11 protein-coding genes are annotated in these 17,156 nt (G+C 43.2%); 9 read left to right on the plus strand and 2 right to left on the minus strand.

Annotated elements, in window-relative coordinates; all coding sequences use genetic code 11:
• Positions 1-40 precede the first annotated feature (40 nt).
• The 8 genes from gltX to IZT61_RS13015 all read left to right on the plus strand — a co-directional run bounded on the left by gltX (position 41) and on the right by IZT61_RS13015 (position 10,545).
• A complete protein-coding gene (gltX, locus tag IZT61_RS12980; RefSeq protein WP_196097324.1) occupies positions 41-1,549 on the plus strand; it encodes a glutamate--tRNA ligase in 1,509 nt (502 codons plus the stop codon).
• Positions 1,550-2,654: 1,105 nt separating this feature from the next.
• On the plus strand, positions 2,655-3,500 hold the full coding sequence (ypfJ, locus tag IZT61_RS12985) for a KPN_02809 family neutral zinc metallopeptidase (RefSeq protein ID WP_196097325.1): 846 nt from the start codon (positions 2,655-2,657) through the stop codon (positions 3,498-3,500).
• 104 nt (positions 3,501-3,604) lie between these two features.
• Positions 3,605-4,738, plus strand: coding sequence for a sensor histidine kinase (locus IZT61_RS12990; RefSeq protein WP_196097326.1), 1,134 nt, complete (start codon positions 3,605-3,607; stop codon positions 4,736-4,738).
• A 17-nt stretch (positions 4,739-4,755) separates the two neighbouring features.
• Positions 4,756-8,343 (plus strand): response regulator, encoded by a 3,588-nt coding sequence (locus tag IZT61_RS12995; protein WP_196097327.1) that lies wholly within the window; start codon positions 4,756-4,758, stop codon positions 8,341-8,343.
• A gap of 60 nt (positions 8,344-8,403) precedes the next feature.
• The gene (locus IZT61_RS13000) at positions 8,404-8,775 is read left to right on the plus strand and encodes a response regulator (RefSeq protein ID WP_196097328.1); all 372 of its coding nucleotides are present in this window, start codon (positions 8,404-8,406) and stop codon (positions 8,773-8,775) included.
• Positions 8,776-9,594, plus strand: a complete 819-nt coding sequence (locus IZT61_RS13005) for a CheR family methyltransferase (protein ID WP_196097329.1) — start codon at positions 8,776-8,778, stop codon at positions 9,592-9,594.
• Positions 9,579-10,163: a chemotaxis protein CheB gene (locus IZT61_RS13010; RefSeq protein ID WP_196097330.1), complete on the plus strand. Its 585-nt coding sequence runs from the start codon at positions 9,579-9,581 to the stop codon at positions 10,161-10,163. Before IZT61_RS13005 ends, IZT61_RS13010 begins: the two co-directional genes overlap by 16 nt.
• Positions 10,164-10,182: 19 nt before the next feature.
• A complete protein-coding gene (locus IZT61_RS13015; protein WP_196097331.1) occupies positions 10,183-10,545 on the plus strand; it encodes a response regulator in 363 nt (120 codons plus the stop codon).
• 198 nt (positions 10,546-10,743) lie between these two features.
• Here IZT61_RS13015 and IZT61_RS13020 read toward each other — a convergent pair whose 3' ends face one another.
• Positions 10,744-12,552, minus strand: coding sequence for a hypothetical protein (locus tag IZT61_RS13020; protein ID WP_196097332.1), 1,809 nt, complete (start codon positions 12,550-12,552; stop codon positions 10,744-10,746).
• Between the two features lie 916 nt (positions 12,553-13,468).
• Positions 13,469-15,256, minus strand: coding sequence for an AsmA family protein (locus IZT61_RS13025; RefSeq protein ID WP_196097333.1), 1,788 nt, complete (start codon positions 15,254-15,256; stop codon positions 13,469-13,471).
• Between the two features lie 238 nt (positions 15,257-15,494).
• Between IZT61_RS13025 and IZT61_RS13030 the strand changes: the two genes are divergently transcribed.
• On the plus strand, positions 15,495-17,003 hold the full coding sequence (locus tag IZT61_RS13030) for a MiaB/RimO family radical SAM methylthiotransferase (RefSeq protein ID WP_196097334.1): 1,509 nt from the start codon (positions 15,495-15,497) through the stop codon (positions 17,001-17,003).
• Positions 17,004-17,156: the final 153 nt, after the last annotated feature.

Below are 17,156 nucleotides of genomic sequence, written 5' to 3' on the forward strand. Positions count from 1 at the left end.
CCATACCCTTTGCCTTTAACTCCCTGCTCTTTGCTTAATCATGGATAAAAAAGTTAGAGTTAGATTTGCCCCAAGCCCAACCGGAGGCCTCCATTTAGGTGGTGTTCGTACGGCTTTGTTTAATTATCTGTTTGCCAAAAAAAATAACGGAACGTTTGTACTTCGGGTAGAAGATACCGATCAAACCCGTTTTGTAGCTGGCGCAGAAGAGTATATTGTTGATTGCCTGAACTGGTGCGGCATAACGCCCGATGAAAGCCCAAACAACCCTGGCGCCTATGGCCCGTATCGCCAAAGCGAGCGCAAACCAAGCTATAGAAAGTTTGCCGAACAGCTGATAAGCGATGGTTATGCGTATTATGCTTTTGATACGCCTGCAGAACTGGAAGCAAAAAGAAAGGAAGTTCCCAACTTTCAGTACGGTCAGGCCACACGCATGCAGATGCGCAATTCGTTAACCCTAACCATTAGCGAGGTTGAAGATTTATTGGCCTCAAAAACGCCTCATGTCATCCGGATTAAAGTGCCCGAAGATGAAATTGTTCATTTTAACGATGCCATTCGCGGCGACGTCAGTTTCGAAACGTCGCTCGTTGATGATAAAGTGCTGTTAAAGGCCGATGGGATGCCAACTTATCACCTTGCGGTAGTAGTTGACGATAAAGCGATGGAAATTTCTCATGCCTTTCGCGGCGAAGAATGGTTGCCCTCTGCACCCGTTCATATCTTATTGTGGAAATACCTGGGCTGGGAAACGGAAATGCCTCAATGGGCGCACCTGCCTTTGATTTTGAAACCAGATGGACACGGAAAATTGAGCAAACGCGATGGCGATCGTTTAGGCTTTCCGGTTTATGCCATGAATTGGACGGATCCTAAAACGGGCGACCTGACAAACGGCTTTAAGGAAATGGGTTTTATGCCCGAGGCGTTTATTAACATGCTGGCGCTTTTAGGTTGGAACGATGGTACCGACAAAGAATTATTCTCGTTGGATGAACTGGAACAGGCGTTTTCTATAGAAAGAATAAGCAAGGCCGGAGCAAAATTCGATTTTGAAAAGGCAAAATGGTACAACCACGAGTGGATTAAACAGTCGCCAGTTAGCAGTTTGGCATCGCCAGTTAAAAATGAGTTGCAAAAAGCCGGAATTGAAGTGAGCGATGATAAATATTTGGCTACGGTTATCGATTTAATTAAAGATCGCTGCACCTTATTGCCCGATTTTGTAGCGCAAAGCAGTTATTTTTTTGCTTCGCCAAACGATTACGATGTGAACTCGGTTAAACCAAAATGGACTGGCGAGAAAGCCGCATTCTTCAATAGCTTTGCCGATGGGTTGAGTTTAACCGATGCAGTAAGTGCAGAAACGGCCTTTAAGGCTTTGGCCGACGAAAAAGGCTTTAAACCCGGCGAACTGATGTTGCCTTTCCGTATTATGCTGGTTGGCGGCAAATTTGGCCCGGGCGTTTTTGATATTGCTGTTTTGTTGGGCGAGGAAGAAACAAAAGCACGAATAACTAAAGCTGTAGCTGTGTTTAACGACTAAATAAATCAAAATACAAAGTACGAGAAGCTCCAGAGATGAAGTTCTCTGGAGCTTTTGTTTATTAAGTCTTCATTCCCGCGCAGGCGAGAATCCAATGTCGTTTAATTAAAGAAAAAACAAAAACATTGTCACCCTGACCGCCCGCCTAATGTCATTTAGTTAAGGAAAAAACAAAAAACACTGTCACCCCGTCTGATTCGAAGGGCGCCAAGTTGGTGCAAGGTCTTGCTTACCCGTATCTCAAAGCGAAGTGGACGCGTCCTTTCCAATGGTCGTCATTCTCGCGCAGGCGGGAATCCTAATGGCTAAGCTCATTTAAGTGGCGGTTTTTAGCGGAGGTTTTTCATCTTATTAACCTCGGTTCGATAATTATTACATTAAAAGCCTTTAACCGTATTACTTGCCATGCCGTCATGCCGGGCGGCCATACTATAAAGATGCTGAAATAAATTCAGGATGACGGCCGTTCATGTTGAACAGCCGATGAAGTGCAAAAAGAGGATTTTTTTGTTGAATTCAGATTATTAGGAAATGAGCGGGTGTTGCCCTGTAGCGGCCGTTTGGCCCCGTGCTCCCTACAATCTTTTTGTCAACGTGAGCAAGAAAACGTGAGCAACTGCACCAAAAAGTATTTTCGTACGCCCGGGTTTAAGTAGAAAGGTTGACAACCAATGACAGCTTCGCTACAAAGTAGCCCCTTTGGGGCAATGACGAATGGCTACATTTGATTAGGTTAACTTTTTCATCCAAACTCTGATTTGGCGCAAGCGTGTCGCGTGTAGCTGTCTCAAACTCGGCTAAGCGTTCGGCTTTTAGTAATTGATTAACCGAGGTTCTTAAGCCTGATTGTAGTGGCAGCCTCCGATTTTTCATCGGAGCTATAACGAAAAGCAGGGCTGAACCCGGCCACAATGCTCTGAACGTTCACTTCCAAAACATAAACATTCATCAAGCATTTTCTGTCCTTTGTTTTACTAAGACTAACCTCTCATAACGGCGAGCGTTCCCGGTGAGTAAAAAGCCCAACCCTAAAAAATAATTTCTACTTTCGTATAACAATTAGATCGCAGTAAGGGTTATCTCTTGAAATTAAAAAGACAAAGTTATGCAATGGTTTGGTAAAGGAAGTGAAGATGTTGAAGATCGCCGATCGAGTGGTGGCGGCCGTACAATTTTAGGCGGTGGTATTGGTATTGTAGTTGTTGTGCTGGGGCTGATATTCGGTAAAGACCTCACCGGACTAGTTGGCCAGTTGCCGCTTGAAGGCAACGGACAACAAACAGAAGGCAAAATGGGTGTACCCGAAGATACCGAAGGACGTTTTGTTTCGAACATACTGCAATCAACCCGCGAAGTTTGGGATCAGGAATTTCAAAACATGGGGCAAACCTATGAGAACCCTAAACTCGTATTATTTAGAGAAGCTACCCAAACCTCCTGCGGTTACGCACAATCGAATATTGGCCCTTTTTATTGCCCGGGCGATCACAAAGTGTACATCGATTTATCCTTTTATGATGAACTGAAAAACCGTTTCGGTGCAGCGGGCGATTTTGCGCAAGCCTATGTTATTGCACATGAAGTGGGCCACCACGTTCAGAATTTGCTCGGTATTTCTGAAAAGCTCGATCGTGCCCGCGGCCAGGTAAGCGAAAAAGAATATAACCGTTTATCGGTAAAACTCGAGCTGCAAGCCGATTTTTTTGCCGGGCTTTGGGCACATCATGCACAAAACCTTAAAGATTTTAAGCTCGAAGAAGGCGATATTGAAGAAGCGCTAACAGCCGCAAATGCCATCGGCGATGATAAACTACAAAAACAAGCTACAGGCGAAGTTCAGCCCGACTCCTTTACACATGGAACCTCGCAACAAAGGGTTTATTGGTTTAAAAAAGGCTTCGAAACAGGGGATATTAAACAAGGTGACACATTTAATACAAACAATTTGTAAAAAAATTAAAACCTTTGTCCAAATGTGTTGTTCGTTTACAGTTAATAGAAATTTTAACTTTCAACCAAACATAATTATCCCGGCTTCTTATTTGTTTAATAAAAATGATTCTTATAGTTGATGACAGGCCCGAAAACCTGATCTCCTTACAAAAAGTACTGCAAGCACACAATTTTGAGGTTGATACCGCATCATCCGGCGAAGAAGCACTGAAAAAAGTGTTAAAAAACAATTATGTCCTCATCATACTCGATGTTCAAATGCCAGATATGGATGGCTTTGAGGTTGCCGAAGCCATATCGGGTTTCAGCAAGGCTAAAGACACCGCAATTATCTTCCTTTCTGCCGTTAATACCGAACTAAAATTTATTACCAAGGGCTATCTTAGTGGCGGGCTCGACTACATCACCAAGCCCGTTGATATTAATGTACTTCTACTTAAAATTAAGACTTTTTACCGCATTTATGAGCAGAGCAGAAAGTTGAATGAGGTGCAGGAAAAGCTGCTCGAAGAAATTGAATTCAGAAAACAGGCAGAACATAAAAAAGACGAATTTATCAGCATTGCGAGCCACGAACTTAAAACACCCCTTACCAGTGTTAAAGGTTACATCCAACTTTTGCAGCGCAGCTTAGACCGCGATAATAAGGAAATGGCCAAAAGCCATTTGGAAAAGGCCAGCATCCAGCTCGAAAAACTAAATGAACTCATCGTCGACCTGCTGGATATTTCGAAAATAGAAAGTGGCAAAATGAAGTTCAACATGCAGAATTTCTGTGCCGATAATATGGTAAACAATGCCATTGAAATGTTGCAGCAATCCAATCCTGATTTTAAGATCAACAAGCTGGGCAAAACCACAGAAACGGTTTTTGGCGACGAAATGCGGCTGGAACAGGTAGTCATCAACTTTATCACAAACGCCATAAAATACGCTCCGGGCACCAATCAGGTTAATGTAACGATCAATATTAACGACGGCAAATTTTATCTCGCCGTTAAAGACTTCGGTATCGGAATTTCGGAAGGGCAGCAAGAAAAAATATTCGATAAGTTTTATCGTGTAGAAGACAGCAGCAACCGTTTCAATGGCCTGGGCATCGGCCTGTACATTTGTTCAGAAATCATTAAGCGCCATGGCGGAACTATAGGTGTAAAGAGCGTACTCAACGAGGGCTCTGAATTTCACTTTATCATTCCTACTACCGAAAGCGAAATCCTTAACAATCAAGAATAATCATTCCTAAATAGATAATGAAAACAACGCTTAAAAACAATCTGCGCCTGGGCCTGGGTCTGTCGCTAATTATACTGTTTATCAGTTCGTTGGCCTCATATGTAAGCATCAGCAACTTAATCAAAAGTACCGAACTGGTTAAGCATAGCGATGAGGTGATATTAAATGCCGAAAACGTAATTTCGTATCTTAAGGATGCAGAAACTGGTCAACGTGGCTTTTTGCTTACCGGCAACAAGGCATTTTTGACCCCATATTATGGTGCAAACGATTCGGCTGCGGCTGTGCTCAAAAAAATTGAGGCGGCAACACAAGATAATGCCATTCAACAAAAAAATGTAAAGGAGCTGAGAAATATAATCTTCAAAAGAATGGGGATTATCAAATCAACTGTCGAAATTAAGACCTTGGGTGGTCAGGTAGATCCAACGGTTCTGTTTCAGGGCAAGGTTTATATGGATCAGGCCCGCGGCGTGGTAACCAACATGGTAGCACAAGAAAAACGCCTGCTCGAAAGCCGTACCGCAGAGCTCAACAAACTCAGCACATTTACGCCGATCCTTATTTTAATCGCGGCCTTTCTGGCCATCATCATTACCCTGTTTTTCTATAGAAAAGTATCGGTCGACTTCGATGAACGCTTGAAACTTCAAACGGAAATTGAGGATAAAAAGCTCGAGATGGAAAAACGGATAGCTGCCATAAAGGAAATTGCCTATCAAATTTCGAATGGCAATTATGGCGTTAAACTCGATAGCCAAACCCAGGATGATATCGGAGAACTTTCTGAGTCGCTAAACACGATGTCGTTCTCACTCAAAAAATCTTTTGATACCCTTGCCGATAACGAATGGCTACAAACAGGTGTAGCCGGCTTGAATGTAAAAATGGTCGGCGAAAAAGACGTTTTCCATTTGGCAGAAGACATTCTGGAGTTTTTAGCAGCTTATACGCAAAGCCAAATCGGCGCTATTTACTTGTTTAAAGACGATGAATATCTGCACCTCAAGGCCCAGCATGCACTTCAGGGGCAAAAGTTGGCCGCTACGCTCGAGCTTGGGCAAGGGCTAATCGGCCAGGCGGTGAAATCGGGTAAGCGCATCCTTTTAGAAGATGTTCCTCAAAATGAACTCACCATTACGCATGCAACCGGTAATATTCGCCCGGCGCAATTATTGGTTCTGCCCATTATCAGGAACGAAATATCTATTGGCGGGCTCGAATTGGGCACCATTGGTCAATTTTCCGATTTGCAACTGCACTTCCTCAATACTGTGATGTCTGATGTGGGCACAGCATTATTGGGGGCGCAAAACCGTCAGAAATTACAACAGCTTTTAGAAGAAACGCAAGCACAATCGGAAGAATTGCAGGTACAGCACAACGAGCTCGAAGGGCTAAATGCAGAGTTGGAAGCACAGGCGCAAAAACTACAGGCATCGGAAGAGGAATTACGCGTACAACAAGAAGAATTGTTGCAAAGTAATCAGGAACTTGAGGAAAGAAGCAGCTTGCTGGAAGAAAAGAACGAACTGATAGAAGAGCGTAATATCGAAATTCAGCAAAAAGCGGAGGCCTTAGAATTAAGTACGCGTTACAAATCTGAGTTTTTGGCCAACATGTCGCACGAACTCCGCACACCGCTCAACTCCATTTTGCTGTTATCGCGGTTAATGGCCGAGAACGAGGCAATGGATCGTGAGCATCAGGAATATGCCGAAGTAATACAAAGCTCCGGTCAGGGATTGCTTAGCCTGATTGATGAAATATTGGATCTTTCAAAGATCGAAGCTGGTAAAATGGAGCTCGATCGGACAAACATCAAGGTGGATGAAATTGCAAACAACATGCGCTCGTTGTTTAATCCCCTTGCCAAAGAAAAGAACCTCAATTTTGTGGTAGAGAAAACCACCGAGGTGCCCGACTTGTTCAATACCGATAAAATGCGTTTGGAGCAGATTATCAAAAACCTGTTGTCAAACGCCATTAAGTTTACTACCGAGGGGTCGGTAACCTTAAATATCGATCACAACAAAACGCTGGGCGCATTGGTTTTTAAGGTAACCGATACCGGCGTAGGCATTGCTCCTGATAAACAGGGAATGGTATTTGAAGCCTTTCAACAGGCCGATGGTTCTACACGTCGTAAATTTGGCGGTACCGGCCTGGGCCTTTCCATTAGCAGAGAATTGGCGAAGCTGCTTGGAGGTTACATCGATCTAAAAAGCAAAGAGGGAGAAGGAAGTATCTTTACCCTAACCTTGCCTTTGGATAAGAGCAAAGGTTTTGAAAAACCGCTCAAAGCTGACGAAAGAAGCGAAATGCAGGTTCAGAGTCACCCCACAAAAAAAATAGATCGGTTAACGGTACCCAATATTCCGCAAGAAATTGAAGATGACAGGGACAACATACAAGCGGGCGATAAAATTATTTTGATTGTTGAGGATGATACCCCGTTTGCAAAAACCCTTCTCGATTTTACACGAAAGAAAAATTATAAGGGTTTGGTTGCCGTTCGTGGCGATGTGGGCATTGAAATGGCGAAAGCCTATAAACCGCTCGCAATTTTATTAGATATTCAATTGCCGGTTAAGGATGGCTGGCAGGTAATGGAAGAGCTGAAATCGAACCCAGATACCCGCCCAATTCCCGTTCACATTATGTCGTCGTTACAGGTAAAAAAAGAAAGTTTGCTTAAAGGAGCGGTAGATTTTATAAACAAGCCGTTTGCTTTTGAGCACATGCAGGAAATTTTTACCAAGCTGGAACATGCGCTGAGCCGCCACCCTAAAAAAGTGTTGATTGTTGAAGAAAACCAACAACATGCCAAGGCGCTAAGTTATTTTTTAAGCAACTTTAGCATTCAAACCGAAATTGTAAGTCAGGTAAACGAAAGTGTTTCTGCCTTGCACAAGCCCGAGGTTAACTGCGTGATTTTGGATATGGGCATACCTGACAAGCATGCTTACGAAACGCTCGAACTGGTAAAGCAAACGCCGGGATTGGAGAACCTGCCGATTATTATTTTTACTGGTAAAAACCTATCAAAAGGAGAAGAAAACAGAATTAAGCAATACGCCGATTCTATCGTGGTAAAAACCGCACATTCTTATCAACGCATTTTAGATGAGGCAGGCTTGTTTCTGCATTTGGTTGAAGAAAAAAGCAAGGAAAAGAACAAACCATCAAAAAAGTTTTCCGAATTGCAGGATGTGCTTGTAGGCAAAACGGTTTTGGTTGCTGATGATGATGTACGAAACATCTTCTCGCTGACCAAAATGCTTGAACAACACCAAATGAAGGTTTTGGCTGCAACCGACGGTAAGGAGGCGCTTAAGATTCTGAACGAAAATCCGGGTGTAGATGTGGTTTTAATGGACATGATGATGCCCGAAATGGATGGTTATGAAACCACTACGGCCATTCGGCACGATTTAAAATACAGAAACCTGCCCGTTTTAGCAGTAACGGCCAAGGCTATGATGGGCGATCGGGAAAAATGTATTGCTGCAGGCGCTTCCGATTATATCAGCAAACCTGTCGACATGGATCAATTGGTATCCTTGTTGCGCGTTTGGCTCTACGAAAATCACCATAAGCGCTAACTCGTTTCGGATGTTTTAAATCGACAAATACCAGGAAATTACGTTAACTACTCTACAAATATGCCTCAAAAAACTATTCTCATTATTGATGATGATAATCGAAACATTTTTGCCCTCAAAGCTGTTCTAAAGGCCAAAGGTTTCGATTGTTTATCTGCAACAAGTGCTCAGGAGGGCTTTTCAATCATGGAAAAGAACGAGAACGTAGCAATCGTTTTAATGGATATGATGATGCCCGACATGGATGGCTACCAAGCCATGGCAGCCATGAAAAAATCAGACAAGTTGCAGAACATTCCGGTGTTGGCCGTTACCGCTCAGGCCATGGTTGGCGATAAAGAGCGCTGCCTCAGTGCGGGCGCCGCAGGTTATGTTTCGAAACCAATTAATGTTGATGAATTGTTAATACAGATAGAAAATTTTACGAGATAAGTGGTAAGCGATGTAATAGATAACGAGCAGATAGAAATTCTGCTTAACGATGTTTTAGAAGTGCATGGGTACGATTTTCTTGAATATTCCCATGCGTCGATAAAAAGAAGGATTACTCGCTTGTACGCACTCGATAGCTTTGTAAGCTTTGCAGAGTTTAGGTACACTGTAAGAACAGATAAACAGTATTTTAAAAGGTTTTTAGAAGAAATTACGGTCAACGTTACAGAAATGTTTCGCGATCCTTCGTTTTACCGGGCCTTGCGAAACGAGGTTTTGCCCGTTCTCGGCACCTATCCGTTCATCCGGATTTGGGTAGCCGGCTGTTCAACAGGTGAGGAAGCGTATTCGCTGGCCATTGTTTTAAAAGAACTCAACCTGTTAAGCAAATCGCTTATTTATGCAACGGACATCAACCCATCGGTGCTAGACAAAGCAAAAAAAGGAATGTTTCCGTTAACTTACTTAAAGCAATATTCAGAAAATTATTTCCTTGCAGGTGGCACAAAAGAATTTTCCAGCTATTATACGGCAAACTACTCATTGGCCAAGTTTGATGAGAGCTTAAATAGCAAAATGATTTTTTCGACCCATAACCTGGTTTCCGATCATTCGTTTAACGAGTTTCAGCTCATCCTTTGCCGAAATGTGTTAATCTATTTTGATAAGGACCTACAGCACAAAGTATTCAATTTATTCGATAGCAGCATAGAAAAACTCGGCTATATCGCGTTAGGAAGTAAAGAAAGCTTAGAATTTTGGCCAAAGGCTAAACAATACAAAAGAATTAAACTGGAGAAAATATGGCGCAAACTGTAATTTCTACAAAGTGCTCGGCACTTGTTATCGGTGGCTCTGCCGGAAGTTTAGATGTACTTTTGGAGATCTTCCCAAACCTGAATGAAAACTTAAAATTCCCGATTATCATCGTTGTGCACAGAAAGGCAAGTAACGAGTCGCTTTTAACCGATCTGCTTAAGCACCGAACTCCGCTTAAGGTATCGGAGGCCGACGAAAAAGTCCTCTTAAAAAACGGACAGGTTTATATCGCTCCGGCCGATTATCATCTGTTGGTAGAAGAAGACCGAAGCTTGTCGTTAGATTATTCGGAGAAGATAAATTACTCGAGACCCTCAATCGATGTTACTTTTCAATCGGCCGCAGAGGTTTTTAAAGAAGGGCTTGTTTGTGTGCTACTTTCGGGCTCCAACGCCGATGGTGTTGAGGGCTTAAAAGCAGTGAACAAATTCGGTGGAACGGCTGTAATACAAGACCCAACCACGGCAATGATGCCTTATATGCCGCAGCAGGCGGATTTGAATGTAAAGCCTTTGTTGGTAATGCATAGTTTCGAAATGGCAGAGTACATCAATAAATTAAACAATTAGACCTATTTATCAAACATTTATGACCGCTAAAAAAATTTTTGTATTCGACGATAATAGGGATATCCTTGATTTATGTACCTTCATTTTAGAAGATGCCGGATACGAAATCCGAACTTCGGAAAGCGCCCATGAAATTGAGAAACAGGTTTTGGAATACATGCCCGATATTATTTTTATGGATAACTGGCTGCCGGAGTTAGGCGGCATACAGGCCACAAAAGCATTAAAAAGCCACCCCCGGCTGAAGCACATTCCGGTAATTTATTTTTCTGCAAATAACGATATCTCTGCCCTGGCCGACGAAGCCGGTGCCGACAGTTATTTGTCGAAACCTTTCGATATTGCCGCACTTGAAGAAATTGTAAAGCAACATTTGAGCTAAAGGTGCCCTGTAATCGTTGACTGAAGTCAACGGCAATGGGTCTGTTAGGCTGCGTCGTCATTCCCGCGCTGGCGGGAATCTTAATGCGAGCGCATTGGCATTAAGATTCCCAATTAAATTGGGTACCGTGACTGACGTCAACGGCAATGCGGTGTTAGACTGAACGACACATCACCTTCAATTGACGGATTAGTTTTCCTATCGCCCTTCGTTCCGCTCTTTTCGTTCTCTGCGCTGCAACCTGCGTTGTTTGCGTTGCTGGTGGCTTTTCTGCATTGCTTTAAAGTTTGCAATATGCGTTTTAATCTCGTTTTCCTTTTCTTCCGTAATGCCAACGCTATGTTTTATTCCGGCGAAAAGACTACGCCAGATCAAATTGAAAAATGACGAGCCAGGCGGGCGATCGTAAGCCACATCAGCCGTTATCAACTTTCCATCCGGGCCGGGGTTTTCAGAATTTATAATCAATGCGTTCGCCAAAAATGATAGTAATCCCCGTTTCACCAGGTGATCCTTTGTGGGGTCGTTCTTCATCAACGCCACAGAAAGATCGTAATACGAAAACACAACTTTTCCCTTGGCGCCCAAATCGTTCGCTTTAAAATTAAATTTCAGCTGGTCTACACTGCCCCTGTTTACTCTTACCAACCCCAGGGGCGTAGTAATTTTATTCAAAACGCGGGCATTAAAGCTGTGCAGCACCCCATCGTAGGCAAATGCCCCATCTTTGGCGGTAAGGTCGAACTTAAAGTTAACATCAAGTTTGCCCTGAGCAAATAAGTACGAGGTAAGGTTCACTTCCATAATCGGGTTTATGGCTTTGATTTTTTCGAGGTTAGTGGCATTTTTAATGGTACCCGAGGTATGCTCGAAGGTAATCTTTCCCGTTCGATCGCTCTCATCGTTATAAACCGCATAGCTTACGTCGATATTGTTCAGTTTGATTTTCTGAACAAGCAATGGCGCCTCTACCATTTGCAACAGCTGGTGCGGAAACTTACCGATCTTGCTCTGCCGAGGCTTATTACGCAAACTATCGTTGTTAAAAACCGAAACATAGCCCTGCGCAATATTCATTTCCTTTGCCCAGAGTTCCTGCTTGCTAATGTAGAGCGGCAAATCGATGCCGTTGAGCAAAATATTGTTCATCTTAATCGCGAAGCGCTCTCGGGCATACCCAGCTCGCTTACCAAACGCCATTTCGCTGTAACGAGGTGCTAAAGCAAAGCTGTCTATCCTCAATTTTCCCGTTGTTGCTCTAAAATCAAGCTTATCTACCTTAATATCGTACATTTTATCAGGCGTATGATAAACATAATTTTTTAGGGTTATCACGATGTCTTTCAGCAGATAAAACCGCGTTGGATCATCAGCCGAAGTAGAATCTATCAACAAATCTGTTAAAGTGATATTTAAATCATTAATTAAAAAAGGTCTGGCATTACTTACGTTTTTGTTCACGTACTTAAAACTGGCATCCTTAAATCGAATCGATTTTATTGAAAACTCCGCGAGGCTTTTAGAGATAAACGCATACGGCGATTTGATGGGCCGGGGCGCTCTCCCCTCGTTAAACGCGTACTGTTTGTTTTGCATTAAAACTTCGGGCTTATCAAAAATGATATCATTTAACTGCAGCTTTCGCTCACGATATAATTTCAACGGGTGGAAGTGCCGTACCGAAAGCTTTTTCAAACTAACGGTATATAAGTTGTTTGGCGCACGTTTTAATGCAATAAGCTCCTTATAACGATTGGTGTCAGGTGTAATTTTAACGTTTGTTAAACTTGCATTTCCGGTTAGAATATTGGTTGATACCCGCGAAAAACTAATGGTATATAAGCTGTCCGTAGATTGATAAACAAGCGTCTTGATCCGATCGGTAAGAAGCGGCCGCGATTTAACATTTAAATACCACGCGGCGGCAGAAAGGATTAAAAATAGAACCAACAGAAGTGCGGTGATCCATTTAAGTATTTTGTAACGTTTGCTTTTGGTGGCCTGCATTTAAAAAGAGCTGTATTTATTAGCAATATACATTTAAAACAGATTGGTTTAAAATGTGCGTGTTAATTTTCCCTCCCGCTACCCGCTAATCGGGATTTCAATCTCGACCACTTAACATCTCGTTCCACTCTCCGTCATTCCCACGCAGGTGGGAATCTTAATGCAAGGAGCTTCTTTACGCATTCGGATCCCTCCCGAAGTTTCGGGAAGGATGACGACCGTTCTCGGATGGCGCCATAGCACGTGTACCCTCGCTAATTGGGATTTCTAATCCCGATTCCTTTAGCTGTGGATTTGAAATCCACCGTTATATAGGTCGAGATTACAAATCTCAACCAGCATCAGCGGGCGTTAGGCCAAATTCGTTCCCTAGTTTTTCGCGACCGCTAACCACTCGCTAATTGGGATTTCCAATCCCGATTCCTTTAGCTGTGGATTTGAAATCCACCGTTATATAGGTCGAGATTACAAATCTCAACCAGCATTAGCGGGCGTTAGGCCAAATTCGTTCCCTAGTTTTTCGCGACCGCTAACCAATCGCTAATTGGGATTTCCAATCCCGATTCCTCTAGCTGTGGATTTAAAATCCACCGTTATATAGGTCGAGATTACAAATCTCGACCAGCATTAGCGGGCGTTAGGCCAAATTCGTTCCCTAGTTTTTCGCGACCGCTAACCAATCGCTAATTGGGATTTCCAATCCCGATTCCTCTAGCTGTGGATTTAAAATCCACCGTTATGTAGATCGAGATTACAAATCTCGACCAGCGCCAGTCACCAGCGCCAGTCACCAGCGCCAGTCACCAGCGCCAGTCACCAGCGCCAGTCACCAGCGCCAGTCACCAGCGCCAGTCACCAGCGCCAGTCACCAGCGCCAGTCACCAGCGTTAGCAGCATTAGTCACCATCATCAGCGCTCAATTCTTCGCTCTTTTCGCCCTTCTGGCCTCCCGCCGATCTTCGCGCTTTTGTTCTCTGATCTTTTTGGCGATTACTTTTTGCTGCTTAACCGGGTTCTTCTCCGGAACTATTCCAACGCCAACAATGTCTTTTATGCCCACAAAAACCGTTTTCCACATTAGGTTGAAGAACGATGCCGAATTGATTCGCGTATTCGTCATTGTTGCAGTTCGGGGCGCCTCTCCTTTCAATGGATTTTGATCCTTTACCAACACCGCGTTTGCCAGGAACGACAGAAATCCTTTTTCTTTAGTTCCTTCACCATCAATGTTATCCGATAACAATTTCACCTTTAAATTGGTATACAACATACTTATTGAGCCAGAGGCGGAGCGCAAATTACCTGTCGCCTTAAAATTTACACGTTGCACATTGCCACTTTCAATTTCAACAAGACCCAGATTTTTTGCCAATGAGTTCAGCTTTTTAAAATCGAATTTGCCCAGGCTACCGCTATAAGTAAATGCAGCGTTTTTATCCGTTAAGTTAAAATCGATCTTTACGTTCATTTTGCCTGATCCCATTAGCAGCGTATTCAAATCTGCTACCGCATGGTTGTTCTTCGCAAGCTTAACACTGTCGTTGGTCACATTTACAATATCGCCGGTTACTGATTTAAACTCAACCGCACCCGTTTTTTTGCTTGCAGGGTTGTACTCCGCATACCTCACATCAACATTGGTCAGCTTCACTGTGTCGATCTTAATTGGAAGCTTAAGCCGCTTTAGGGCCATGTGTGGGTAATTCCGCCCTTTATCGAGGTTTGCAGGCGCAGGCGACTCACGGCTCATAAATACCTCTACATTTGCGGGCCCAATTTTTAATGCCCTTGCGTGCAATTTCTGATCCGTGTTCAGCCCAATAAAATCTACGCCATTAAATTCAATTTTACTAAAAGCAAGATCGTACCGGTCTTTCTGAATAGTGTATTTTCGGGCAAAGGTTAGCTCATCATAAAGCGGCGTTAGCTTAAATCCTTTTACGGTAATTTTTTTCGATGCCGCCGATCCCGAAATCGTATCTACTTTCATCGAGTACATTTTGTCTTTCGTAACCGATTTATAACCAGCTAATTGAAAAGAAACATCTTTGGTGTAGTAAAATCGCGAAGTGTCATTTCCGGATAGAGAATCGAGCAAAAAATCCTTAACCGAAATATCGAGATGCTTCACCGAATTTTTCGTTTTCTTTGCTCCGCTTCTGTTAATGTAATCAAAATCAGCATCGACAATTCTAACCGAATGTATGCGAACGGATTTAAATGTTTTGGAGATTTGCTCGTAAAGCGACTTTTCTGGCTTAATCGTGTCCTTCTCTTTCGGTACCTTGTTAAAAATCATGTTGATCGAAGGCTTATCCAGGCGGATTTCGTTCACATTAATGCGCTTTTTAAAATAAGCAGTTAACAGGCCAACACGCGTTATCTGAAGCTTTTTTAGCTTTACTTCAAAAGTGTGTGCTGGCGCAAGCTTCATCAGCTTTAAACTATCAAATACCGCTGTATCGTACTTCAGGGTAACATCGCGGAGGGCTAAACTCCCCGTAATTACATTCAGATTGATACTTTTAAAATCTATTTTATAGAGGTGATGCGAGCCATTGTAAACCCCATCCTTAATTTTTTCGCTTACAATTGGCTTTAGGTGGGCACTAATATACATTGCGGCAAACGCCAGGATCAAAATCAATCCACCCACAATGCTGCCAATCCATACCCAAAGTTTGTTTCTGTTCTGTGCTGTCATGTTTAACGCTTATCGATAGGTAACACATTGAAGCGTAGAAAGTTTTTAGGCAATTTAAGGGCGCTTTAGGAGAAAGATTCCCGCCTGCGCAGAATGACGACGCAAGAAAGGAAATATGTTCACAAGATGAGGTCCAGCCGGGAAAATAATCAATTTGTAAACATTTGAAGTAAATATGTCACTTTGTCACTTTTAATTAAATTTATGTATTTTTGCAATCCGCAAAAGTTTTTAAGCAATGATTGATTTACAAATACAGGATAAGACGCACGATGAGGCAAGACAAGGTGAGGCTTTAATTTTAGATGCACCCGTTAAAGCCGATGCCCGTAAATTATATATCGAAAGTTATGGCTGTGCAATGAACTTCGCCGACAGTGAAATCGTTGCTTCTATACTTTCAGAAACAGGCTTTGAAACTACAGGAGATTACCATCAGGCAGATGTGATCTTTATAAACACCTGTTCCATTCGCGAAAATGCGGAAACAAGAGTTAGAAACCGATTATCGCAGTTTGGAGCTGAGAAACGCCGTAATCCAAAGTTAATTGTTGGTGTTTTAGGCTGCATGGCAGAACGTTTGAAATCGAAATTTTTAGAAGAAGAGCGTTTGGTGGATGTAGTTGTTGGGCCCGATGCCTACCGCGATTTGCCCAACCTAATTGAGCAGGTAGAAAGCGGACATAAAGCAGTTAACGTACTCCTGTCTCGCGAAGAAACCTACGCCGATATTAGTCCCGTTCGCTTAAACAGCAACGGCATCACCGCGTTTATTTCCATCACTCGCGGCTGTAATAACATGTGCTCATTTTGTGTGGTGCCTTTTACCCGTGGCCGCGAGCGTAGCCGTGATGCACACTCAATTGTAGCAGAAGCAAGGGCTTTGTTCGAGGCAGGTTACCGTGAGGTTACCCTACTCGGCCAAAACGTAGATTCGTACACCTGGACACCAGGGGCCCTCACTAACCCTTCCGGGGAGAGAGGGAACGCAGAGTTGCCTAACCAACCTAATGGGCAAGTCTCCCCTACAGGGGGAGATTTAGAGGGGGCTTTAGCCGGAGTTGTTAACTTTGCCAACCTTTTAGAAATGGTCGCTTTGGTAAGCCCCGAATTAAGGGTTCGGTTTTCCACCTCGCACCCAAAGGATATTACAGACGAGGTTTTACATACCATTGCCAAATACGATAACATTTGCAACTATATTCATTTACCGGTACAATCGGGCAATACCCGGGTACTGGAACTGATGAACAGAACCTACACACGCGAATGGTACATTAACCGCATCGATGCCATTCGGAATATCATTCCGGGTTGTGCCATCTCAACAGATATTATTGCGGGTTTCTGCACCGAAACTGAAGAAGAGCATCAGGAAACACTGAGCATGATGGATTATGTGCAATATGATTTCGCCTATAACTTTACGTACTCAGAAAGACCGGGAACGCTGGCAGCACGTAAGCTGGAAGATGATATTCCTGAAGAGGTGAAAAAACGCCGTTTAGCCGAGATATTGGCAAAACAACAGGCACACTCGTTAATGCGTTTGCAGGAATGGGTGGGCAAAACCGTTCGCGTTTTAATCGAAGGCACCTCAAAAAAATCTGACAAGGATTACTGTGGCAGAGGAGATAGCGGTGCAATGGCCATCTTTCCGGCGGTTGACAATGTAAAACCAGGCGAGTACGCAAATGTTTATATAGAAAGATGTACATCGGCCACGCTGATTGGAAGAATAGTTTAGGAGAAAGTTCGGAGTCCGGAGTCTGAAAGTCCGAAGTGCTAGAGCTGAAAGACTAAAACTTTAAAAAGGCGAAAGGTAGAAGGTTTAAAGACTAAAGCTGAAAGCTTCAAGATTGATTTACAAATACAAAAAAGCGCAAGGTAGAAAGGTTAG

Source organism: Pedobacter endophyticus, from assembly GCF_015679185.1.
Taxonomy (GTDB): Bacteria; Bacteroidota; Bacteroidia; order Sphingobacteriales; family Sphingobacteriaceae; genus Pedobacter; species Pedobacter endophyticus.